This window comes from Streptomyces sp. NPDC001728, assembly GCF_040297565.1.
Classification (GTDB): domain Bacteria; phylum Actinomycetota; class Actinomycetes; order Streptomycetales; family Streptomycetaceae; genus Streptomyces.
In genome coordinates, this window is the sequence record NZ_JBEOZK010000040.1 from 1 (window position 1) to 22,724 (window position 22,724).

The 22,724-nt window shown below is 68.3% G+C and carries 15 protein-coding genes and 3 pseudogenes; 5 read left to right on the plus strand and 13 right to left on the minus strand.

What is annotated here, in order from left to right; translation table 11 throughout:
- Positions 1–25: 25 nt before the first annotated feature.
- From ABT154_RS33580 to ABT154_RS33595, 4 genes and pseudogenes are all read right to left on the minus strand, one after another.
- The gene (locus tag ABT154_RS33580) at positions 26–649 is read right to left on the minus strand and encodes an IS3 family transposase (RefSeq protein WP_351862133.1); all 624 of its coding nucleotides are present in this window, start codon (positions 647–649) and stop codon (positions 26–28) included.
- Between the two features lie 36 nt (positions 650–685).
- Positions 686–1,846: an IS30 family transposase gene (locus ABT154_RS33585; protein ID WP_351862135.1), complete on the minus strand. Its 1,161-nt coding sequence runs from the start codon at positions 1,844–1,846 to the stop codon at positions 686–688.
- Positions 1,765–2,148, minus strand: a pseudogene (locus ABT154_RS33590) (transposase); the annotation flags it as partial. The gene ABT154_RS33585 and the pseudogene ABT154_RS33590, both read right to left, overlap by 82 nt.
- Positions 2,149–2,499: 351 nt before the next feature.
- The gene (locus ABT154_RS33595) at positions 2,500–3,357 is read right to left on the minus strand and encodes an alpha/beta fold hydrolase (protein ID WP_351862137.1); all 858 of its coding nucleotides are present in this window, start codon (positions 3,355–3,357) and stop codon (positions 2,500–2,502) included.
- 62 nt (positions 3,358–3,419) lie between these two features.
- Between ABT154_RS33595 and ABT154_RS33600 the strand changes: the two genes are divergently transcribed.
- Positions 3,420–4,010 carry a TetR/AcrR family transcriptional regulator gene (locus tag ABT154_RS33600; RefSeq protein WP_351862139.1) on the plus strand — a complete coding sequence of 197 codons (591 nt, stop codon included), beginning with the start codon at positions 3,420–3,422 and terminating at the stop codon, positions 4,008–4,010.
- Between the two features lie 85 nt (positions 4,011–4,095).
- Positions 4,096–4,188, plus strand: a pseudogene (locus ABT154_RS33605) (IS5/IS1182 family transposase); the annotation flags it as partial.
- A gap of 135 nt (positions 4,189–4,323) precedes the next feature.
- Here ABT154_RS33605 and tpg (ABT154_RS33610) read toward each other — a convergent pair.
- From tpg (ABT154_RS33610) to ABT154_RS33630, 5 genes and pseudogenes are all read right to left on the minus strand, one after another.
- Positions 4,324–4,749 (minus strand): annotated as a pseudogene (gene tpg, locus ABT154_RS33610) (telomere-protecting terminal protein Tpg); the annotation flags it as partial.
- A 233-nt stretch (positions 4,750–4,982) separates the two neighbouring features.
- On the minus strand, positions 4,983–5,951 hold the full coding sequence (locus ABT154_RS33615) for a TniB family NTP-binding protein (protein ID WP_351862161.1): 969 nt from the start codon (positions 5,949–5,951) through the stop codon (positions 4,983–4,985).
- Positions 5,952–6,025: 74 nt separating this feature from the next.
- Complete coding sequence (locus ABT154_RS33620) at positions 6,026–8,137, minus strand: TnsB C-terminal domain-containing protein (protein ID WP_502969663.1); 2,112 nt, start codon at positions 8,135–8,137, stop codon at positions 6,026–6,028.
- Positions 8,134–8,865, minus strand: coding sequence for a TnsA-like heteromeric transposase endonuclease subunit (locus ABT154_RS33625; RefSeq protein ID WP_351862143.1), 732 nt, complete (start codon positions 8,863–8,865; stop codon positions 8,134–8,136). The genes ABT154_RS33620 and ABT154_RS33625 overlap by 4 nt, the downstream gene beginning before the upstream one ends.
- A gap of 183 nt (positions 8,866–9,048) precedes the next feature.
- Positions 9,049–10,482, minus strand: a complete 1,434-nt coding sequence (locus ABT154_RS33630; RefSeq protein WP_351862145.1) for a DNA-binding protein — start codon at positions 10,480–10,482, stop codon at positions 9,049–9,051.
- A gap of 194 nt (positions 10,483–10,676) precedes the next feature.
- Here ABT154_RS33630 and ABT154_RS33635 point away from each other — a divergent pair, with 194 nt between their 5' ends.
- The 3 genes from ABT154_RS33635 to ABT154_RS33645 are packed head-to-tail and all read left to right on the plus strand — an operon-like array spanning position 10,677 to position 14,442.
- Positions 10,677–12,071, plus strand: a complete 1,395-nt coding sequence (locus ABT154_RS33635) for a 3'-5' exonuclease (RefSeq protein WP_351862147.1) — start codon at positions 10,677–10,679, stop codon at positions 12,069–12,071.
- Positions 12,068–12,751, plus strand: coding sequence for a DarT ssDNA thymidine ADP-ribosyltransferase family protein (locus ABT154_RS33640; protein ID WP_351862149.1), 684 nt, complete (start codon positions 12,068–12,070; stop codon positions 12,749–12,751). Before ABT154_RS33635 ends, ABT154_RS33640 begins: the two co-directional genes overlap by 4 nt.
- A gap of 17 nt (positions 12,752–12,768) precedes the next feature.
- The gene (locus ABT154_RS33645; protein WP_351862151.1) at positions 12,769–14,442 is read left to right on the plus strand and encodes an ADP-ribosylglycohydrolase family protein; all 1,674 of its coding nucleotides are present in this window, start codon (positions 12,769–12,771) and stop codon (positions 14,440–14,442) included.
- 2 nt (positions 14,443–14,444) lie between these two features.
- On the opposite strand, the gene ABT154_RS33650 is transcribed toward ABT154_RS33645, so the two are convergent.
- The 4 genes from ABT154_RS33650 to ABT154_RS33665 form a co-directional block, all read right to left on the minus strand.
- On the minus strand, positions 14,445–16,679 hold the full coding sequence (locus ABT154_RS33650; protein WP_351862153.1) for a Helicase associated domain protein: 2,235 nt from the start codon (positions 16,677–16,679) through the stop codon (positions 14,445–14,447).
- 347 nt (positions 16,680–17,026) lie between these two features.
- Positions 17,027–17,584, minus strand: a complete 558-nt coding sequence (gene tpg / locus ABT154_RS33655; RefSeq protein ID WP_351862155.1) for a telomere-protecting terminal protein Tpg — start codon at positions 17,582–17,584, stop codon at positions 17,027–17,029.
- A gap of 4 nt (positions 17,585–17,588) precedes the next feature.
- Positions 17,589–19,688 (minus strand): telomere-associated protein Tap, encoded by a 2,100-nt coding sequence (tap, locus tag ABT154_RS33660; RefSeq protein WP_351862157.1) that lies wholly within the window; start codon positions 19,686–19,688, stop codon positions 17,589–17,591.
- Between the two features lie 57 nt (positions 19,689–19,745).
- Positions 19,746–22,139 (minus strand): DEAD/DEAH box helicase, encoded by a 2,394-nt coding sequence (locus ABT154_RS33665; RefSeq protein ID WP_351862159.1) that lies wholly within the window; start codon positions 22,137–22,139, stop codon positions 19,746–19,748.
- Between the last annotated feature and the right edge of the window lie 585 nt (positions 22,140–22,724).

The window sequence follows — 22,724 nt, forward strand, 5'->3', positions numbered from 1 at the left end:
GCAGTCCCAACTCCCGTATTCGGTCTCAAAATCGGGTCGATGTGTACTCGCTTCCGCGATCACTGTGGATCACGCAGCCGGGCTGCAGGTGGCCCCGGCCGTGGGCCATGTCCAGGGCGTCGAGGACGAGTTCGGCGCGGTGATGGTCAGCCATGGCGTAGCCGGCCACCTCGCGGGTGGCCAGGTCCAGCCAGCAGGCGAGGTAGAGCCAGCCCTCGGCGGTGGGCAGGTAGGTGATGTCGCCGACCAGTTTGGTTCCGGGCGCATCGGCGTGAAAGTCACGGCCGATCAGGTCCGGGGCCGGCTTCGCCTTCTTGTCCGGCCGGGTCAGTGAGCGGTGCTTGCGGCGGGTGACGCCGCGGATGCCGCGCTCGCGCATCACCCGGGCTATGCGCTTGCGGTTCACCCGCCGCCCGAGGCGGCGCAGCTCCGCATGGATGCGCGGGACACCGTAGGTACGGCGGGAGGCGAGGTGCAGCACGGTGATCTCGTGCGCGAGCGCGTCGTCGGCGGCTTGGCGCCTGCGACGGGCGGCTTCGCCCTCGCACCAGGCGTAGTAGGAGGAGCGGGCCACATGCAGCACCCGGCACAGCAGGGTGATCGGGTAGTTCGCCTTCTCCGCATGGATGAACCGGTGCAACTCGCTCACCGGTCGTTCTCCTTCACGAAGAAGGCGGTGGCGGAGTCAACCGGTTGATGCAACAGCTGCCGCAAGCGTATCAGCGGGAGTTTCGAACCCGAGGGTCTGCCGGGGGCGGGTGTTCAGCTTGAGGGCGACGGCATCCAGGTCGGCCTGGGTATATCCGGACAGGTCGGTTCCCTTGGGAAAGTACTGGCGGAGGAGTCCATTGGTGTTCTCATTCGATCCCCGCTGCCAGGGAATTTTCGGATCGGCGAAGTAGACCTTGACGTCGGTGGCCATCGTGAACCGCTTGTGGTCGGCCAGCTCAGTACCCCGGTCCCAGGTCAGTGAAGTCATCAACCCGTCGGGCAGGTAACGGACTTGATGACTCAGCGCGGAGATCACACTGGTGGTGTCCTTGCCTGCGACCCTGACGAGCATGACGTAGCGGGAGTGCCGTTCGACCAGCGTGGCAATGTGGCTGTTCTTCGCGCCGGTGATCAGGTCGCCTTCCCAGTGGCCGGGAACAGCCCGGTCCTCGGCCTCGGCCGGACGCTCGCGGATGGAGACCGCGTCGCGGATGCAGCCGCGCTGCTGACCTTCGGTGGAGGCGTTCTTCGAGCGGCGCATCGTGCGTCGGCGGCGCAGATGGGAGACGAGCTCCTTCTTCAGTACGCCTCGGGCCTGGATGAACAGGCTCTTGTAGATCGTCTCGTGAGACACGTACATACCGTCCTCGGGCACGAAGGTGCGGGCGAGCCAGCCGGCGATCTGACGCGGCGACCAGTCCTCCTTCAGCTTGCCCGCGACCGTGTCCCGCAAGGCCGGACTCTGTTGCAGCAGACAGGACTTCGGGCGCCGGGCATTGTCCCAGGCGCCCTCGTCCGCGCGAGCGGCCCGGTACTTCTCACGCCCGCCGTGACGCGCCACCTCGCGGCTGACCGTGGACGGTGCCCGGCCCAGCCGGCCCGCGATCGCCCGGAAGGAGTCAGCGGCGGCCAGAGCCCGGGATATCTCCTCCCGCTCCGCCAGCGACAGCACTCCGGCCGATCGGGTCCGGGCCGCCGGGACGAAACCGCCGTTCGCCGCGACTACCCCGTGGATCGACCCGGGCACCTTGCCCAGCGCACGCCCGATCTCGCTCAGCGACTGCCCGTCCCGCCATCGCCGCCACACTTCACGCTTCTGCTCGTCCGACAACCCCGGACGCCCGATCCTCGCCACCCAGCAACACCTCCAGCAACCGTTCTACCTGGGATGTTGCACCGACCTATTGACCTCACCGTCGCTTTTTTCAGGATCTCGATCGTCTGCTGCTGTTCGCGGTTCTCCTTGCGCAGCCGCCGCAGTTCCTCGCGCTCGGCGCTGGTCAGCTCGCCGCTCCGGCCCTCGCCCCGGTCGGCCTTGGCCTTGCGGTACCAGCCGCGCAGGGACTCCGAGCTGATGCCGAGTTCCCGGGCCACCGCGGTGACCGTCTTGCCCGAGGAGTCGACGAGCGCGATCGCGTCCCGCTTGAACTCCTCGGTGTACCGCTTCGTGTACTTGCTTCCGACCTGGTGCTACTTCCTCTGGAACCTCAGGTCCCAGTCTCCAGGTGTCCACGATCAAGGGAAAGCTTCAAGTGCTCGTTCGGCAGCCTTTCTGTCACCAGTAGCGAAGATCGCAAGCCGCGGGCTGTCTGGGGCAATGGACAGTCTGGTGGTTGGGGGATGGGGGCGAGGCGTCCGGCTCGGTACAGGACCTCGTACCCGAGCCAGCGTTGTCGGGTGATCCGATGCATCACTTCACCCGGCGCCGCGCGGCCCCGGCCCGGCTTGCAGCTTCGACCTAGGCGGGAGGGCGGTGGCGGCCGTCGGATCCGCCTGCCGCCCCCGCGCTCAGGAGACGTGTCGGGTCGGCTCTGCTCCGTTTTGGATCAGGAAATCGGTGAGTACTTGGGCGAGTCGTTCGGGCTGGTCCTCGGGGATGAGGGTGGACGAGTCGGCGATCTCGACCAGCTGGCCCTGCGGGTACAGCTCGGCCAGCTGGGGGCCGTGCTCACGCGGCATCAACCGGTCCTCGGTCGCCCAGACGACCAGTACCGGGCGGTCGAAATCACGCAGTCGCTCGCTCCAGGCGAGCAAGGTCTTGCGATCGGGTGCCCCAGTGGCGAATTTGGCGAAGTCCCTGCGGATGGCCCTGCTGCGGGCGGCGGGAGCGAACCAGTCGTCCATGATCTCGTCGGGGACTCCCCGCAGGCTCATCCCGCCGTATCCGCCACGGCTATGACGGAATGCGGGAACGCGCATGAGCCGCGTCAGGAGCCAGACGCCGCCGGGAACCCTGCACACCTGCGCCATGGCCTTGGCCGGCCCCGGAGGAAAGTTGTCGAAGGCCTCGCAGGCCACCAGCACCAGGCGCGCGATGTGCTGGTCCTGTCCTTCCGACACCAGGAACTGGCCCCCGCCCCAGTCATTGAGGACGAGAGTCACCTGGTCCAGACCGAGCTGCTCGATGAACTCGCCCAGGAGCCGGGCGACGCCGCGCTGGGACAGGTCGGCCTCCGGGTTCATCGGCTGACGGTGACCACCCAGGGGCAGCGTGGGCAGGACGCAGCGGTATCCGTCCAGCAGCGGGACCACCTTGCGCCACTGGGTCTCGTTCATCGGCAGACCGTGCCCGAACACCAGCACAGGACCCTCACCACCGGTGTCCTGGTAGTCGATCGGTCCGGACGACAACTCGATCCTCAACACCCCAACCTCCTGCTTGATAGATCGTTCTACTGTATTCTTAGAGAGGAAAGGGGTGGAAGGCAATGGGACAGTCGGACACGCGAGCCAGGATCCAGGGCGCCGCCACGGTGCTGTTCCGCCGACACGGCTACTCGGCTACCGGCCTGAAGCGGATCGCGGCGGAGGCGGACGCACCGTTCGGCTCGATCTACCACTTCTTTCCCGGCGGCAAGCAGCAACTGGCCGAGGACATGATCCGAACGTCCGGAACCGAGTACGGCCGAATGGTCCTGGCTCTCCTGGACAGCGCACCGGACCCGGTGGAGTCCCTCGTGCACGCATTCGAAGCGGCCGCGGACGACCTCGCAGCGGCCGACTATGCCGACGCGTGCCCGATCGGGACGGTGGCCCTGGAGGTCGCGAGCAGCAATGAGGTGCTGCGGGTCGCGACGGCGGAGGTTTTCGAGGAGTGGGTCGGCACGGCGACGCGGTGGTTCGGCCGCTGTGTGGCCGAACCGAAGACGGCGCAGTCCCTCGCGTACTCGATGGTCATGATGCTGGAAGGGGCTTTCATGCTCAGCCGGGCTGCCCGTGATCCGGAACCGCTGCGGGTGGCCGGCCGATCGATGGCCGCGTTGTTGCGCGCAGCCATCACTCAGGCAGGCGAGGACTGATCTCGAACAACGAGAAAGTCAGCCCGCGCGTGAGCGGCGCACAGGATCACGGCCGGCTCTAAGCGCTTGAGGCCCGCTACGCCGCCGCAAGGGTGTCGCCGCCCCCGTCCAGGCTGGCAAGCACTGGGTTGCGGAGCGCACACACGCGTGGATGAGTAACTACGGCACGACGAGCCGCTGCTGCCGGGATGGCCGCACCACCCGACGCCTCAAGCGATCCATTTGCCGGTCGGTGACAACAAGCCTGCCTTGGTGACAACCACCGTGCTTCGGCTCAGCGACTGGGCAGGTTCCTGCCCCGGTCGGCGTTTGGTCAGTAGTCGAGGTCGAGGTAGTCGATGTCGTTGAGGGTGACGTCGGTGAGTCCCATGGCGCGGCTTCCGCTGTCTTGGAAGTAGATGTCTTTGAATCCTTCGGCGATGATCGCGCGCATCTCCTGGTCGCTGGCTCCGGCGTCGCGGGCGTTGAACAGGCGCTGTGCGTACGCCGCAGGGAGACGGACGGTGAGCCGTCGGAAGCGTCCGTCGTCGGTCGTGCCGACCGGCGCGGTATAGCCGAACCGTGCCCGCGTCTCCACTGTGATGCCGGTCGTGGCGGCCTGCTTGCGTCGGCGCTTGCGGACCTGGGGCTGCCAGCGCCGCCGCACGGCATCGTCGATCTTCGCGGCAATGTCCTTCGGCGGGTGCTTGCGTTCGCCCTTGCGGTAGCGCTCCACCGACCGCTGGCTGACCCCGATCTCCTGGTAACGCTCGGTGGGGGGTTTGTTGGTGTGCCGGGTCGTTGGTGGCCTGGGGTGTTGTGGGTTCGTTGAGAGGCGGAGTTGGCGGTTCGACGGGGTGGCCGGGGTGTGTGGGCTGGGGTTATGTGTTCTGTGCTGAGCGGGGCTGGGTGTGTTGTAGGTAGTTCTAGCGTGTAAAGGTCCGGCTGGTGTTTGTGCTGGTCAGGGCTGTTCTGCCTGCCTGGCAGGTGGGTCTATCGGTCTCGGCGGGGGCGGTGGTGGGTTTCGGCGAGGTGGTCGAGACGGATGGCTTCGAGTGATCGTTTGGTGATGCGTTCGGTGCCGTCGTGGATGGCGGTGATGGCTGCTTGGCGGATGAGGCGGGTGAGGGACCCGATGCGGCCTGCGGTGCGCTGGTGGAGGTAGGAGGCGTGGCGGGGGAGGGCGCCGGGTGTGTGGCGGGTGAGATCGAGGGCGTTTTCGATGTCGGTGATGACATCGCGGAACGGGTGGCGGGTGCCGTGGCGGGCGGGGAGGGGACCGCAGTCGACGAGGGTGGCGCGTCCGGCGAGTTGGGCTCCTCGCACGCCGGTGAACAGGGGTGTGTCGGTGACGTTGATACCGGCGTAGACGAACGTGGCGGGCAGACGTTCGCTGAGGTCTTTGATCAGATCGGCGGTTTGGGCGCCGGTGGTGGTGCGGGGGTTGAGGCGGTGGATCTCGTCGATCATCACCAGCTGTACACCGGCTTGGGTGTAGGTGTGGCAGACGGCGTCGGTGATCTGGGTCTGGGTCATGCGGGCTGTGACGGGGATGCCGAGGTAGCGGGCGAACTCGGTGACGAGGGTTTTCGCGCTCGCGCCGGGCGGGACCAGGACATACGCGACGGGTACCACTGCGTGCGCTGATCCGGGCGGTGCGGGGGTCTTGCGGATGTGGGCGAGGTGGCAGGTGCGGCCGACGTTGAGCAGGGCCGTGGTTTTCCCTGCTGCGGCGGGTCCGGTGACGATCAGTGAGGGCCGGGCGGTGGTCTGCTGGTGACGGCCGAGGACCATCAGGGTGCGGACCTGGGTGGCGAGGGTGTGGATGGCGGGGGTGCGGATGGTGACGAACGCGGAGTGGTAGGCCAGGCGTTCTTCTGTGCTGCGGGGCGGGTCGCCGGGGCGGGGAGGGGTGGGCGGGCCGGTGGTGGCGAAGCGGTGCCAGCCCTGCCAGGTGGTCAGGGGCCAGGACAGCTCGGCCTCGCCGCTGTCGTCGGTGCCGCCTTGTGTGCTGCTCGCGCTTGTCTGGATCGGGTTCACCATGTGGCGGCTTCCTCGTGCGCGTTGTAGAGCCCGAATCCGGTGGCCGGGGCGGGTCTGACGGGGTCGGGCAGGTCGTCGAGGTCGTCGATGCTGTCGTCGTTGCCTTCGTCGCCTTGCTGCGCCGGGCTGTCGGCGGGTGCTTCGGTGTCGTGGTTCCCATCGCGGGCTGCGGGGAGCGGGATGTGAGCGGTGCGGGCCATGAGGGCCTGCTCCGTTTTGGTGGCGTGGCCGCTGTGGACGCGGCGCATGAGCTGGTCGAGGGCGTCGGCGAGGCTGGCTTCGTACTGCTCGGCGTCACCGTGGTTGCCGTCAACGGCCTGGGTGCGGATGTGCTGCCAGGTGCGTTCGTCGAAGGGCCGGTGGACGTGGTCGCGGTGGATCCACGGAATCTCGGTGAGTTCGCCGTCGGGAAGCCGGATCCAGATCTGGCGCACGTCGTGGGGGTTGTAGTGGATCTCCCATTTCCCGCCGCGGCCGGCGACGGGGGAGGCCTGGCCGCGGTGCGGGGCGAGGAGATCCGCGTCGTAGGTGCGGTGGTGGATGGTGATGCCAGCGGGGGTGATGGCCTGCCAGCGCACGGGGAGCAGTTCGAGGTAGTCGCGCCCGGTCAATGGGACGGGGACGTGTCCGGCGACGGCGACGAGCGCGGCCCACATCTCATTCGGGGTGAGGGCCTTCCTGGGCATCATCGGGTGGCGCAGTCCTTCGTGGGGCCGGTGGTGGTAATGCACTAGCCACTCATCGAGGAGGTCTTGCAGTTGGGCGACGCTGTAGCAGGCGTCTTTCTCGGTGTCGGGGCCGCGGCGGGTGACGTCGGAGCCGGTGTAGCCGGGCAGGTGTTGGCAGAACAAGGCGTTGATGGTGCCGAAGGTTCGCTCGACGATGCCCTTCGCGGTGGGGGCGCGGGGCGGGGCGGGCTGGACGCTGATGCCGAGGGTCTCGCAAGCGGCGGTGAACGCGGCGGAGACGAAGACCTTGCCCCGGTCGACGACGATCGTCTCGGGCAGGACGACCGGCCGGGCCGCCGCACCGGCCAGGCGCTCGTCCAGCGTGGCCAGCCGCTGGGGGGGGAGCGCGCGGGCGTGGTCCATGCGCAGGATGTCCGGCCAGGTCGGGCGGGCGGGGTGCGGGACGGCCATCTCCGCCAGCAGCAGGGCCGCGTCCACGGCCTTGGTCGCGCTCGGGCACAGCACGGCGGCCAGGATGGAGCGGGTGGCGACGTCGACGGCGATGGTGAGCTCGGGCCGTGCGAGTCGGCCGTCGTCGAAGAGGGCCAGGACGTCCAGGCGGGTGGTGTCGATCTGGACCTGCTCGCCCGGCCGCAGCGCGGTGGCGGGGGTGAAGGCCCGCCCCTCGAAGCTCGCGGGCACCTGCCGCACCGGACCACTGGGCAGTTCACCGGGGCGGGCGAGGGAGGTGACGAGACGGTACAGCGTGGCCTGGGACGGCACGGGCACCGCACCAGGGCCGTGCCGCTCCTGAAGGATCTGGTTGATCAGCGGGAACAGGCCGCTGACGGTGCCCTTGGAACGCCCGCGTCGGCGGCGCAGCGCCTCACGGACGGCGGCGACGACCCGTTCGTCGGAACGCCCGGTGGGGCTGGAGGCGCGGGTGGTGCGGTGGTCCAGGAGCCCCCACAGGCCCTGTTTGCGGTAGGCCAGGCGCATGCGCTGCACCGTGGTACGCGACACCCGCCCGAACCCGAGGGCGGTCAGCTCCTCGGCCTTGGCCTGCTCCCGTTCGGCCAGCGTGTGCCGTGCGGGGTCGTACTGCTCCCGCACCACTCCACCGGTGCCGGGCCCGTCGGCAAGGCCGCATTCGACTTCTCTCACGTGCCGCTGCCAGGCCAGGGCCTTGTTCCGCGCCGCGGTGGGCGCGGTCTCGAACAGCCCCCACTGCGGGGCCGCCTGCGGCACGTCGGCCCCGATGACGCTGAAGCCGGGATCGGCGAACAGGTACCCGGCGAGCACGGCCTCACCGCCGCCGTCCGGGCCGACGAGGTGAACGGTCTGCCCGGACAGGGCGGCCACCTGCCACTTCACGCCGCGGAATTGGACATGCGCCCCGGCCTTCACCGCCGGCCGCGCATTGCGTCGCGCGCTCACCCGGCACCTCCCGTCTCGCCCAGACCGTTCCAGTCCCTGGAGCCGACGAGGACACACTCGTGCAGCGGCGCCTCCAGGTCCGTCGTGAGCTGTCCGTGCCACAGGGCGTGGAAGACGACGGGAAGTACCTCGATCGGGTCACCGACAGCTTCGGCTCCCTCGAGCAGCGGCCGCGGCCGCGCGAACGCCTCCAGAACAGCGGGCGTCAGGCCCAGGCGGCCGGCGTTGCGGGGATGGCGGTAGCCGGCCAGCCACTTCAGATTGGCGGCCGGTACATCGTCGAGCGGCGCAAGGCGCCGGTAGGTCCAGCCGATCTCCTCACACGCCTCGCCCATCGCTTCGGCAGCCTTCACAGCACGTTCGCCGCCGGCTTCCGGGTGGCTGGGGCAGTCGGCCAGCAGACCCGTGCCGTCGCGGTACCGGGCGAACAACTGCGGCACCCAGGAGCGCACCCGTCCCCGGCCATCGCGCCACAGCAGCCGTACCGGCCGCCCCGCGAGCCCGGTCACGTGCGGGTCGCGGTCCAGGACCATCAGCTGGGTACGCATCGCGTTCGACCCCGCGGCCACGTGCCGTCCGATGGTTGCTGACCACCACAGGCCCGGTCCCCAGCGCCGTCCCGGGATCACCGGGAACGCCGACACCGGCGGCAACTCCTCGAACGCCACGGTCATGGCGGCATCCGTCCACCGCTGCTGGACCGACTGGCCCACCGGGTCGAGGAACACCGCCTCGAACCCGCTCCCTCGGCCAATGGCTGCTCGCCCTGCCCGGCGCCAGGGCCGGGTCGCTCCTGTGCTGATCACCTGCGTCAGCCAAGCCGCTCCCGCTAGCAGACGCCGCTGTTTTCAGGATTTCTGCCACAAACGAGTGCCCTATCAGCTAACAGTCGACGCCCCGTCCCGTCGTTCTCAGCCGCCGTCTTCCCGTTTGCCCGATGTCAGCATGCTCCTGAGTACCTCGGCGGGCATGTCCGCCCACCGGGCCACCTCCTCCCATGGCACTCCGCCGTTCACCGCCGCCACCACGGTCCGTTTCCAGGTCGCCTCGATCAGACCGGCACTGTGAGCGAGACCGCGTAGCAGCTGCCGGGCGACATCGGCGGTCGGCCCGCTCTGCACGCCGCGCAGCTGGACCAGCTGTTCCTCGACACTGTCGATGAGGCTGCCGATCCGCGCCCGCTGCTCGGGCGGCACCACCGCCCGCCACATCGTCCCCGAGCCCGGCGCCCGTTTCTCCTTGCCGAACACCCGCAACTGCCCGGCCATGGTCACCGGCTGATGCTCCTGGCGCACCCACCACGGATCGTCCGCGTACCCCGGCGGGCCGCCGGCTCCGCGGCGCCGGCGGATGATGGCGCCCATCCAGGCGATCAGCGGACCGCCGTGATCCGTCGCCGCCAACGGCCCAAGCCACGCGCGCCCGACCTGCTCCCCGAGCCGGTGGCAGAACTTCCCGTCGGCGGCCAGCGCCCGCGGCCGCCCAGCACCACTGTCCACCCACACCAGCTCGGCCATCTCCGGATCCAGCAGAGCCTCGGAGACCGCCACTACCTCCGGGAAGATGACTGCGTCTCGCCCCACGATCCGCCACCACACCAGATCGCCTCCGGCATCCCCGCCCGCGACCTGATGCAGCCGCCGCGGCCAGATCGTCTCCCGCTCCCAGCCAAAGGCCTGATCCCACCACCGCGCGACCACCGCATGCGCCAGGGCGAACACCCGCTCCGGCTCGGCCCCGGCCTGCACGGCCCGCCGCGCCACCCCCGTCCATCGCCGCTGCGCTGCGGCCAACTCCGGCAGGTGCCGCACGTCCAGGTACTCACGAGGCTGGTCGGCGTCCGCGTCCAAGAGCCACCGTCCGTGCCGCACGCACACCCGGTCCCACCGCGGCGCATACCGAACGACCTGCACGGCTGCGGTTCCCGTACGCCGGGCGACGCACAGCCGGCAGCCGAATGCCACCGGCCCGGCGACCGCACCGCCGATCCGCCACACCGCCGCCGGCACTCCGTCCTCCTTGGCCGGCAGCTTGGCGTCCTGCCACTCCCAGGACGGCAACGCCCGCGCCAGCACGTCTTCCTCGACGCCGCACAGGCCTGCCAGGCGCTGCCGTCCGACTGTGTTCAGCAGCACCTCGGCGTCAGCCCGACAGATCCCGCTCTCGTGCTTGGGCTGCTGGTTGTGCCAGCGCCAGCAGGACCGTAAAGCCTTCGCTTCCAGCCCGTAGCCGCTTGCGACGCGGCAGATCAGCGACGAGGTCGTTTCTCCCTGGAGGGGAGGCGTCCTCAGGAGGCCGGGGTAATGGGGCACTCCACCCTGCTCGTTGACAGCCCGCTGCTCCACGCCGGACAGCCAAGTATCTGCCGTCTATGAGGGAGAGGCACAACGGTCAATCGTCACCCGAATGGGTGGCTGGTGTGCTCGCTATCCGGAGCTGCACAACGGACTGCTTATCCGATCTTCGGTCCGGTTGGCGGTATGCCCTTCTAACATGGTCTCAGGTGCAGGGGGGCGAGTCTTGGGGAGGGACCGCACGGATGAAGGTTCTCAGGCCGACGCAACCGACGAGCGAGCAGCTCACGGTGATCAACAACCACAAGCCGGGGGTGTTCGTCGTACGGGGTGCCGCCGGCAGCGGCAAGACCACCACTGCGCTGTACCGGCTGAAGTTCACCGTCGGCTTCTGGCAGCGTCGCCGTCGTGACGGCTTCCTCAGTGGCCCCGTCCGCGTCCTGGTCCTCACTTACAACCGCACGCTGCGCGGCTACATCGAGGAACTCACCCAGGAACAGCTCAAGGGCAATGACATTGAGCTGACGATCTCCACCTTCGCGAAGTGGGCCACCGACCGAGTGGCCTACGATCGCATCCTCCAAGACGGGGAGCGCAGCCGGAAGCTGAGCACCCTGGCCGTGGCCCTGCCCCTGTCCGACGACTTCGTACGTTCCGAAGTGGACTATGTTCTTGGCCGCTTCACGCCCGACCGCCTGGCCGAGTACATCGAGTGCGAACGCCAGGGCCGCGGCCGCTCGCCGCGGATGCCGACTTCGCTGCGCCGTCGGCTACTGGAGGAAGTGATCTATCCCTTCCAGGAATGGAAGAAGCAGCAGCAGGCCTGGGACTGGTCCGACCTGGCGAACGCCATGGCGGCCAAGCGCATCGACGACCCCTACCACGTGGTCGTGGTCGACGAGGCTCAGGACTTCTCCGCCAACCAGGTCCGGGCAGTCCTCAACCACCTCACCGATGAGCACACGCTCACCTTCGTCCTTGATGCGGCTCAGCGCATCTATCCGCAGCGCTTCACCTGGAGCGAGGTCGGCCTGAGCGTGGGCTCGCACAACAGCAAGCTCCTGTCGAAGAACTTCCGCAACACCCGGCAGATCGCCGCCTTCGCCGCTCCGCTGCTCAAAGACGTGGAGACAACGGACGACGCCGCGGTCCCTGACCTCACCTCCTGCACTGAGGAGGGCGACAAGCCTTTGCTGGTTGAGGGCACCTTCACCCAGCAGATGGACCATGTGGTGCGGTTCCTCAACGACCTCGGACCCGACAACGAAGAGTCCGTCGCCATCCTCCACGCCAAGGGCTGGTTCGGCGAGGTCAAGAACCGTCTGAACGCTGCCGGGCTGGCCTACGTCGAACTCACCCGTAACGCCGAGTGGCCGACGGGACCGGTGAACGTTGCGCTGTCGACCATGCACTCCGCCAAGGGGTTGGAGTTCGACCACGTGATCATCGTCGGACTCAACAGCGAAGTCATGCCCCATGCCACCGAACCCGGCGACAGCGAACGAGATGCCCATCTGCGCCTGCTGGCCATGTCCGCCGGGCGCGCCCGCAAGACGCTGACCATCACCTACAAGCCCTCCGAGGCCAGCGACCTCATCGCCTGCATGGACCCGGACACCTATGAGGTGAAGGCCGTATGACCACCACAGAGCCGAGCCTGCCCACATCGGACGGCGAAATACATGCCGAGGGAACCAGCACGCTTATCCAGGAACGAAAGATCACCGAAGTGGTGCACTTCACCACGAATCGTGGTCTGCTCGGCATCCTCGTACAGCGGCTGTGTAAGGCTCGGGCCCTTCTTGCCAAAGACGAGTATCTCGAGAGCATTTACCACGAGAACACCAAGTGGCGTCGTGAGGACCCCAAGTACTGGTCGTACGTGAACCTCAGCATCAGCGAGCCCAACCACCGCTTCCTTCGCATCAGCAGCGAAGACTGGTGGGCAAACGAGGACCTGTTCTGGGCCGTCCTCAGCTTCGATCCAGTGATCATGACGCACACCGGCGTCCTCTTCGCCCCAGGCAACATGGGGTACGACGGCATCACCCCCGTGGAAGGGCTACCTGGAGCCGAAGCCCTCTTCGCTGACCGTGTCCCCAAAGGCTTCAACAAGACGATGACGCGCTGGGACCGAGCGCCCCACCTCCCGACGAATCCCCAGGCCGAGGTGCTCTATCCGCAGGCCGTCTCCACCCGACATCTGCAGCGCATCTACGTCCTCACCCACGAGGACGCAGCCAAGGCCGAGGCCATTGTCAGTGTCAGCGAACATGATGGAGTCGACATCATCGTCGACCCGGTCACGTTCGGCAGGTAAGGATTACGGTGAGTGCCATGCAATGGGAGGCAGTACGCGCCTCAGCCCAGTGGGCTGCGTACGGGGACGCACTCGGCTTCATCACCGAACTGACCGACACTGCCGGCGTACGTCGCCGCATCGGACAGGACGAGGTCACCACCACCGTTCGCTGGAAGAGGCGCATCGGAGGACGCTACGGCCGCGACATGCTCCTGCCCGCAGGCGCGTACTCCGACGACACCCAGCTGCGCTTGGCCACCTCACGTGCCATCCGCGGAGACGGTGAGTTCGACGCCGAGGCCTTCGCGAAGATCGAAGTCGTTGCCTGGCAGGCTTACGCCCTCGGCGCCGGTCGCGGAACCAAAGCGGCAGCCACCGGCTTGATGCGGGTCGAAGCCAAGTGGTCACAGAACATTTTCGCGACCAAGGCCGCCCGCTACGTCGACATCGGCGGCAACGGGGCCGCTATGCGCATCCAACCCCACGTCTGGTCTGCACGGGACCTCGCTAACTGGGACAACATCACCCGCGATGTCGTACGAAACGCCGTCAGCACCCATGGCCACCCCCGGGGCATCCTTGGCGCGGTTCTGCACGCCGTCCTGCTGGCCCATGCCCTGGACACCAACGAGATCCCCGGCCCCAAGCAGTGGCGCCCCGCGATCGACTGGCTGGAACAGGTACCGGACGTCATCGCAAAAGACGACGAACTCGCATACCTGTGGCTACCCACATGGAGTGATGCCGCTGGCATCGACTTCCGTTCGGCCGCCGTCACCGTTGCCAACGAATGCCGCGCAGCACTCGAGGCTTTCGACTCCACAACGCCCCTCACAACAGAGACCTACGCTGCTCTGGTGAAGCAGTGGGGCGGCTTCGACGACGCAACGCGTGGATCAGGCACAGTCACCACTCTGCTTGCCGCGGTTCTGGCACATGCCTGTACCGACTCCCCAGAAGCTGGCCTGCTGCTTGCTGCAAACACTCTCGGCTCGGACACCGACACGATCGCCACCATGGCTGGCGCTCTTCTAGGCGCCGTCACGGCAGGCCCCCCGCCTGGCACCGTGCAAGATGCCAAGGTAATCGACTCTGAGGCACGCCGAATGTGGGACCTTTCCCAAGGCCGTGAAGTGTCCACATTCACCTACCCGGATCTTCTGCGCTGGAGCCCTCCCAAGGCCACGCTCGACCTCGTAGGCCACACACCAATGGGACCAGCCCTGGCCGGTCTGGGGCCTCTTACGCCTACGGACACACCGGCAGTGAGCAACCAGGCCACGTACGTATGGGGCACTTTGCCGTTCGGCCAGAGCGTCCTTGTCCGCGCCAGGCCGGATCTCAGGCCACTGGATGAGAACCTGCTCCCGGGGGACGTGCGACCACCGCGGAGTCGGCAGGCTGCAGATGTCCCGAAAGAGCAGCAACTCCAATTCGAAGCTCCGGTGCAGGCTGCCGCATCCGCCGATCAAAGGCCTGTCCTTGCCGGGACTACGCCTGCTGCCATGAGCGAGCGTGCCCACCGGCAGGCACCACCGTCCATTGAAGAGATCGTTCAAGAGCTGGCGAGAAGCGGCTTCGCTCCCGAGCAGGTAGGCCAGGCGCTGCTTCACCAGATCCGAGGTGGTCGGTACGGCGTCGAGCGGGCCGCTGCGTTCGCTGGACTTCTCGCCCGCGCGTACCGCAGCGAGCGTGAGCGTCCTCGCTGAGACTAGAGCTGCCTGTCCGCGCTGATGCCGATGGCGGCCAGGAGCTGCAGCTGGTCAGGATGCAGGAGCGACCATGCCCGGTGCTGGGCGGTGATCCACCGTGTGGCGCGTGGGGTGTCGGGGTGGGTGCGGGCGTGGTGGTAGGCGTACTGCCACCGCATCGGCCAGGGCGGGTTCCACCACGGGTCCAGGTCGGCTAGGACCCGGGCTTGAGGGGACGTCCCGTTCCTTTTGCGGGCGCGCTGGCGGTGTTCGGCTAGCCAGCGCCCGATCGGGAACCCTTCGTGTTCCTCGCTCGAGCGTGCGGCGAGGTGTCCGTACCGGGCCGCGTAGGAGCGGGCATGGGCGACGTCGGTGTCGAAACGCGGCGTGGTGGTCAGCCGGCGGGAGTCACGCGGGCCGACCCGCGCCCGGGCCGTGCCGCGGGTGATGCCGATAGCGGCGAGCAGATGCTGCTGGTCGGCATGGAGGCTGTCGTAGAGGGTGCACTGGCGCTTGACCCAGATACCCAGGGCGTCTTTCCCGACGGGAAGACCGCCTACGGTGTCGGCTCCGCGGCCGGCACGCATGTGGTCGCGGGCGCGGTAGTAGTTGCGCTGCCAGTGCAGGTCCCACGGCGGGTTCCACCACGGATCGATCGCGGCCAGTTGTCCGAGGTGCGGTGAGGCGGGCTTGCCCTGCCGGGCACGCTGCTTGGCGCGGTTGCGCTGACTGAACAGCCACGCCCCGAGCGCGAATCCGCTCTGCCGCGTATCCCGTGGAACGGCCAGGTGCCCGTGGACGTCGGCCCACGCCCGGGCGTGGGCCAGCGCGCTGTCGAACCGGGCGCGGTGGTCGGGTCGCTGTCCAACCCGCGGAACTCCCAGCGGCCTGTGCTGCGCGACGGCAGGAAGGCTTCCCACTGCTCCCGCACCTTCCTCATCAGTCTGTGGGTCACCCGGGGACCGCACGGCCGCAGCTGACGCGCTGGCCGTGTCGGCCGGTGCTTCGGCAATGGCCGTTTCAGGCTTCAGGCCCAGCCTGCCAAGGAGATCGTGCTGGCCCGGCTGGAGCAGGTGGTAGCGGCGCTGCTGGAGGCGCAGCCACTCCTGCGCCGGCCTGTCCATCAGCGGAAAGCCCGCGGCCAACTCTCCGCCTCCCACCTGCTGGAGCTGCTGGCACGCGTGCTCGTAGGAACGCTGCCAGCGCAGGTGCCAGGGCGGCCGCCACCACGGGTCGATCCGTGTCAAAGCCTCGGCACGGCCTGGCGACAGCACTCCGCGCCCCATCTGTCCGCGCCTGTCGGAAAGCCACCTGCCCAGCGGGTAGCCCTCATGCACGGTGCTGACGCTGACTCCCGCCAGGCTTCCGTACTCCGAAGCCCAGACCCGGGCATGGGCGAGTGCCTCCTTCTCCCCGGCGCGCTGACTGCGACGCCGGGGCCGGGCATCCCGAGCCGCCGCGGCATCGATGCCCAGTCGCACAAGGAGCCGTTGCTGCTCAGGATGCAGATCCGGATACCGGGTGCACTGCAGGTACAGCCACTCGCCCAGGCTCAGGCCGGTACCGGGAAATCCTCCTCGCGCATCCACCGGGCCCTGTTCCGCAACGTGGCACTTGGCCTGGTGGTAAGTGCGCTGCCACAGGGTCGGCCACGGCGTGTCCCAGTACGGGTCCAGCGCACGCAGCGCGGCTCCGCGCCAGGCAGGCATCCCCAGACGGAGCATGCGCGGGTTGGTCATCCACGCCCCCAGAGGAAAGCCGTCCTGCAGCGTGTCCGCCCGTGTGGCCAGATGCCCCCTCGCAGCTGCGTAGGCCCGGGCACGAGTCAGGCCCGCCTCGAAGGCCTCGTCGGCCTGGCGGCTGTGCCCGCGCCGCCGCTTGGGGAGCGGAGCCTCCGCGGCTTCACCGCCGGTCACCTCCTGCAGGTACTGGGCGAGTTCGTCAGCCAAGGGACCAGGCCGGTGCGCGGAATGGATCTTCCACAGCAACCGCTGCCCGTCGCCATCCGGTACCTCCACTGCCTTGCAGTACTGGTGCGCCCACGCGAACAGCGGTCCGTCCACGCACAATGTCAGGCGATCAGCGAGCCAAGGCCGCCGCAGACAGCGCACCAGCTCACCGATGAGCACGGGGAGGTCGCCCAGGCAGAAAGGGAGGTGGCCGCGCAGGCCGCGCACCTGGATCGCGATACGGCGCCTCATCATCTGGTCCACCAACATCCCGGCAACAGCCACCGTCTCCGGATAGGTGACCAAGCCACGGGCCAGGACCCGCCACCGCCCGGGCTCCTCGCCCTCGGGAACCGTCGCACACAGCCTGGCCGGCCACAGAGTTTCAAGAACACCTCACTGTCGCCCTGCAGAGCCCCGACGACATCCTGCTGGCCGGCCGCTTCAGTAACCGTCGACAGCAAGCTCCGCACCGGCAGGCCGTACCTGTCCGCGATCCGCCCCAGGAACGACAGCGTCATCTCACCCCGCAAGGGGGCCACCCGAAAGGCACCTGCGGCCAGCAACAGCGTTCCCACCCGTCCGTCGTATGCGACAACTACCGTGCCTCGGCTCAACAACGAGCAGGTGCCGGGACCATGGCTGGCGTCAGGTCAGTAGTCGAGGTCGAGGTAGTCGATGTCGTTGATAGCGACGTCGGAGAGTCCTGTGGCGCGACCTCCGCCGTCTTGGAAGTAGATCTCTTTGAGTCCCTCGGCGATGATGCCGCGCATCTGCTGGTCGCTGGCGCCTGTGTTGCGGGCGTCGAACAGGCGCTGCGCGTACGCCGGGGGGAGGTGCACGGTGAGGCGCCGGAAGCGTCCGTCGTCGGTCGTGCCGACCGGCGCGGTGTAGCCGAACCGGGCCCGGGTTTCCACGGTGATTCCGGTGGTGGTGGCGGCCTTCTTTTGCCGGCGCCTGCGGACCTGTGGCTGCCACCGCTTCCGTACGGCGTCGTCGATCTTCGCGGCGACGTCGGAGCGGGCGTGCTTGCGGGCGCCGCGCCGGTACCTGTTCACGGAGTCGGCGGTGACCCCGATCTCTGACGCCACGGCCTTGGCGCTGCCGAGCTGCTTGAGCAGGTAGCCGATCTGGCCTTTGAGGGTCTTGGGCGGGTCCTTGGTGAACGCTTCGCGGTCGGCGCGCTCGATCGCGTCGTCGATCTCCCCCACAGTCCTACTCCCCTTCGTCCAGGACGGCGTCGCCGCCCTTGATGTGCCGGGCCGGGTTCAGGCCCTTCTCCATCAGCTCGACCGCCCACAGCATCGGCTGGACGCCCTCCAGCTTCGCCAGCCCGGGCGTGGGCCCGAGGCGGAATCCGCCGGGTTGCGGCTTGCTCGAGGCGGCGTAGGGGAGGAAGTCGAGCGGCGAGGCGCTCGGCGAGGGGTAGACGACGCAGTCGGAGAGCACGGCGAGCGGGTACAGCCCGGTCATCTTCGCCATGTTGTGGAGCTTGCGGTGCATGTTGACCCGGGCCTTGCTGATGACGGCGGCGCGGATGTCGGGGCGCCAGGTCGGCCGCTGGAGGGCCGGCCACTGCTCGCCTTCCTTGTAGTGCTTGCCCTGCGGGCGCTCTCGGAGCTTGCCGACGCCGCCCTTCACGGTGGCCTTGATGGCCGCGAGGACGGCGGCCAGGGCCGGGTCGTTCTGCTTGTGCTGCTCCATGGCAGCGAGGAAGGTGCGGTCGTCGAGGTCCTTGGTGACGCCGAGGTCGGCGAGGGTGTCGACGTACGCGTTCTTGAGGCGGTCGTGCCACGGGTCCAGGTACGCGCCGGTCTCGCGCCGCAGGTACGCCTCGATCGGGTGGACGTCGTAGCCGAGCTCCTGTGCGTAGGCGACGGTGTGCGTCTGGTACCAGGCCGGTCCCGCCGGCCGGGTGCCGTCCGGCGTGAACGGGGAGGGCAGGCGCGGGTCCAGCTCGATGTGGCTCAGGTCGACCAGCCAGGAGCCGGGGATCTTCGGGTTGAACTTCACGTTGTGGAAGTGGTCCGGGGCAGACAGGCCGACGACCAGGCGGGCCGCGGCGGCCAGGAACGCCGTGTTGAGGTCCAGGCCGACCGCGAAGGGCAGCATGCACTCCTCATCGGACAGCGAGTCCACCGACCGCACCCACTGGTACGCCTCCTCATTGAGGAACCCGCCCCTCCAGCCGGACTGAACGACGACGGGGTGCTCCGGGGTGGCTTCCGGCGGCGCCGGGTCCATCGGCTCCGTCCCCAGCGAGCCCGGGTTGTAGCCGGAGATCCAGTTGCCGGTCTCCTCATCGCGCTTCGGACGGGTGGGCGGGCGCAGCGCCGTCATCAGCTCCAGGCCCGAGACGGCGGTGGAGCCGCGCGGGGTGATGACCCGCTGGGCGTATACCCCGAGGACGCGGGCGATGTCGGCCGGCTCCATCTCGCTCACGCCGGGCCAGGACCGCTCATCAAGGGCGTCCCACGACGGGATCGCCAGCTGCACGCACTGCCGCTCGCGGCCCTGCGCCTTGCGGTAGATCCGCGCCCACGGGCCGAACCCGCGCTGGGTGAGCTGCCACTTGGCCTTCGCGACCTGCTTGACGACCGGGTGGTCCTCCGGCAGACGCAGCGAGCGGCGCTGCTCGTGGCCCTCCAGGCGCTCGGGCAGCCCGAACTTCACGGCCGCGGACGCGGTGAGCACGATCAGCGGGTCGGAGTCCTTGCCGTACCGGTTGAGCTTTGGCGCGCCGAGGCCGGACTCGCGCAACGTCCACTCCACCAGCTCCACCACCGTGGTCGCCGGGCAATCGAGCACGATCCCGTCGACGCCGTACGCGGAGCCGTCGCCATCCAGCACCACGAGCGGGCCGTGCGGGAAGCGCGGATCGGCCGCGGGCTGAGCCGCTTTCTTCGCGGCCGGACGGCGCGATGCCGCGGCCGGCCGGGTGGCGGGACGTGCCAGCCCCGTGCCTGGAGCGGTGGGAGCCTGCGGGGTGTCTGCCGTCTCCACCTCGGGTGCGGCCGGTTCGCTGGACGCCACTGCCGCCGGCGTGACAGCCGAGGCTGCGCCGCGGGTGGGATACTTCGCCGCCCACCCGTTCAGTAGCCGCTGGTAGGCATCCAGACGCGGCGACTTCGGCTCGCTCCGGCCGTTCTCCCAGTTCTTCACCGACTGGGTCGTCGTCTTCAAGGCGGTCGCGAGGCGGGCCTGGGTGATGCCGGCGGCCTCACGCAGCCGGGCACGCTCCGCCGGAGGCGGGAGCTGCGGCTCCTCGTCCAACAGAGCGTCGACGGACGCGAACAGCTCTTCCTCAGACGCCATTCCCTGCACCTTCACGCCAGGACCCAATACTGCTTAACCAAAAAATTACCCCACTCTTTAACCCTTCCGCGCCCATTCCAATCCCAGCTCGGCGAGTGTGATGAGTTTGTCGGGGGTGAGCTTCGCGCGGCGTCCCTTCTGGTTCATGATCCAGACTCCGAGCTTCACTTCGGTGCCGTCCTCGAGCCGTTCTACGTGGCCTCTGGGGACGGTCAGGGTGCCGGTGCGGGCCTTGTACTGGGCCAGGGCTGCTACGCCCCGCTCGAAGGCGCTCACAGGTGCCGTAGACGGCTTCACTGATGCCTTCAGACCGGGCGAGTGCGGGATGACGCCGATGGTCTCCAGGCGTTCGCGCTGCCCGTCGGTCAGGGCGGCCCAGACCTCGGACTGGCGCTGCCGGGCGAGCCACTTGCCGATGTCCATGCCGTGCACGGTGACCCCGGGTTCGACGTACGCGAGGATGGTCTCCTCCGCGAGCATCTCCCGGACCACGGCGTAGTGCCGTTGCCACTCGGCCGGCCATGATGGGTTCCAGTCCTCGTCGATCGCCTTCAACGCGGCTTCCCACTCCGGCTTGTCGGCGAGTGCACCCGGGCGGCGCAGGTTGGCCATCCACTGCCCGATCGGCTTGTCCAGCATGGTCGCGGTGCGGGGCGCGCACAGCGTCCAGTGCCGCTCGTAGTACGCCTTGGCGGCCTGAAGGTTCTCCTGGAACCGCTCATCGGCCACCGACCAGACCATCCCGAGCCGCTCCAGCCGCTGCGCGCGCTGCCCGCTCATCTCCCCAGCCGCGTAGGCCCGCCGCTGCTCCGCCACCCACTGCCCAAGGGGTGTCGCACCCTCTCGGTGTCCGTAGGGCACGCGCGCGTTCCCGACCCGCTCGACGTATGCCTTCAGCTTTGCCCAGCCGCGCGCCCAGTCCTGCCGCTCGGTGTCGATCACGTTGAAGCTGACCCAGTCGGCGACCATCACCGGGTCACGCGGGGCGGCAAACCGAAGCAGGAGACGGCTTTCTTCCTCGCCCTCCTCGGGCGGAGTGCCGATGTACTCGGACGGCTGCGCGATGTCCTTCTGCGGCTCCTGAGGGATCGCAAGCAGCTCGATTGCCTCTTCGTCGTGAGCGCGCAGACCTTCCAATACCTTCACCAAGGGCCGGTACGATCCCGAGGTGAACATGTCCTCCGGCTGCTCACCGGGCTGAAGGAATACTGGCACGATCAAAGAGGCAAGCTTTCCCTCCCCCGGCTTTTGACGGAGAGCCCGGCCAATGGCCTGGACGATGTCGTGCGGAGCGCCCTTGGGATCCAAAAGGGCAACACTATCCACCGCCCTGATGTCGACCCCTTCCCCCAAAACGCGACAATTCGAAAGCACCGCCCGCCGTGCCGTCGTACCGAAGCCGCCCAGGACCTCCCGCCGGCGCTCCGGGACGTGCTCGCCGCACAGCCAGTCCGCCCAGATCTTCGCGGGATACTTCTCGGGCTGGTCGGCGTGCAGCTTCGCCGCGACGCGCTGCAGGCCTTCGGCGTACGCCTGCGCCTCTATCGTCCGGTGGTGGAACGTGATGCACGTGCTCAAGCCGTGCTGCGCCATTGTGTGCAGAAGCGCGGCCTGCAGGGCTCCGAGGCGCTGCCCGCGGACCTCCTCCGTGTGCCGCTCCTCGCCCATCAGCCGCTCTGGGGTGATGACCGGGTCCTGGAGCTCCAGGACGATGATCTGGTACCGCGCCAGCAACCCGCGCGAGACGGCCGACGCCAAGCTGAGCTTGTAGAGGACGGGTCCGAAGACCTTCTCGTCGTCCATGGAGGCCGCCATCTCGCGCGGCAGCGGGTCGCGCACCCCCTCCGCGACCTCTCGGTTCAGCCGCTCCTCCCAGATCCGCGGCGTCGCCGTCAGGTACAGCCGGCGGTATGCCGGGATGACGGCCTGGTCGTGGATGTCCGCCCACGCCTTACCCATCGAGCCCGAAGTCCTATGGGCCTCATCGACCACCGCCAGGTCCATCGGCGCCAACTTCTGGCCGTACGCGCCCTCGAACGCCTCGGCCAAGACACCCAGGCTGGCGTACGTCGCGTAGATCGTCACAGGCCCCGTCCCGTGCCACAGCGAAAGCTGCACGGGATTCGTGGTGGAACGCACCTTCAGGCTCCACAGCTCCGGGTCGTCCTGGAGCGAACACACGGCAACCGCCGACCTCCTGTGCCCGACCCGGTGCCACTCCTTGACCGTTTGCGTCAGAAGATCCAGGGTCGGCACCAGCACGAGAATGCGCCCCCTAGGGAGCATCTCGCGCGCAGCGAATGCAGCAGTGATGGTCTTTCCTGTGCCGCACGCGGAAATCACCTGGCCACGCAGACCGTTGACCGGAATACCTCCGGGAGGGACGTCGAGACCGCGCCGAATAGCGTCAACCGTCTCAATCTGGTGAGCGCGCAGATCGCTTTTCTTCATGACCACAGGAAAGAGCTCCTTCTTTCGGAATGTAGCGCGCAATCAGAAAGGGAAAGTCCGGTGCGATGGTGTCAGGCGTCGGGGTGCTGATGTCTAGGACCAGACTCTACACAGTCAATCTCTGTGATGCATCACCCACGGCACAGGTTCGCCCTGCAGGATGATACCTGATCGAATCTCGCCCCACGCGCAGGGTTCATGCGGTACGGTGGCGGGTAATCGGTGAGCACGTCAGGCCGGTTTCGAGGGTGGGGGAGGGGTTCGGGTGGAGCGCAGCGGAGCCCGTCACTGCGGTGGGGTCGGCACCCTGTCAGGCCGACGGTCCGTCACTCTCATTGCGGGGGTGGTGGCTGGGATTCCCAAGCCCTACACAGGCCCGCGCGTGATGCACCTCCCCTTGCTGCCAGCCTCACCACCCGTGCTTGCGCGGGTGGTCTCAATTCGCGCTTGCGCGAATTGACGCCCCGTCGGAATTCCGTTTACGGAATTCCATTCCGGCGCTTGCGCCGGAATCCGAATTGCGCTTGCGCAATTCGCGCTCTATGCCCCGGCTTGCCGGGGCATATCCCGCGGAGCGGGATATGC

Bases quoted from the DNA above. Each gene is read 5' to 3' on its own strand.
- ABT154_RS33600 (WP_351862139.1), top strand. From the start codon at position 3,420: ATGGGACAGTCGGACACGCGAGCCAGGATCCAGGGCGCCGCCACGGTG.
- tap (WP_351862157.1), bottom strand. From the start codon at position 19,688: ATGGCGTCTGAGGAAGAGCTGTTCGCGTCCGTCGACGCTCTGTTGGAC.
- ABT154_RS33635 (WP_351862147.1), top strand. From the start codon at position 10,677: ATGAAGGTTCTCAGGCCGACGCAACCGACGAGCGAGCAGCTCACGGTG.
- ABT154_RS33645 (WP_351862151.1), top strand. From the start codon at position 12,769: ATGCAATGGGAGGCAGTACGCGCCTCAGCCCAGTGGGCTGCGTACGGG.
- ABT154_RS33665 (WP_351862159.1), bottom strand. From the start codon at position 22,139: ATGAAGAAAAGCGATCTGCGCGCTCACCAGATTGAGACGGTTGACGCT.
- ABT154_RS33640 (WP_351862149.1), top strand. From the start codon at position 12,068: ATGACCACCACAGAGCCGAGCCTGCCCACATCGGACGGCGAAATACAT.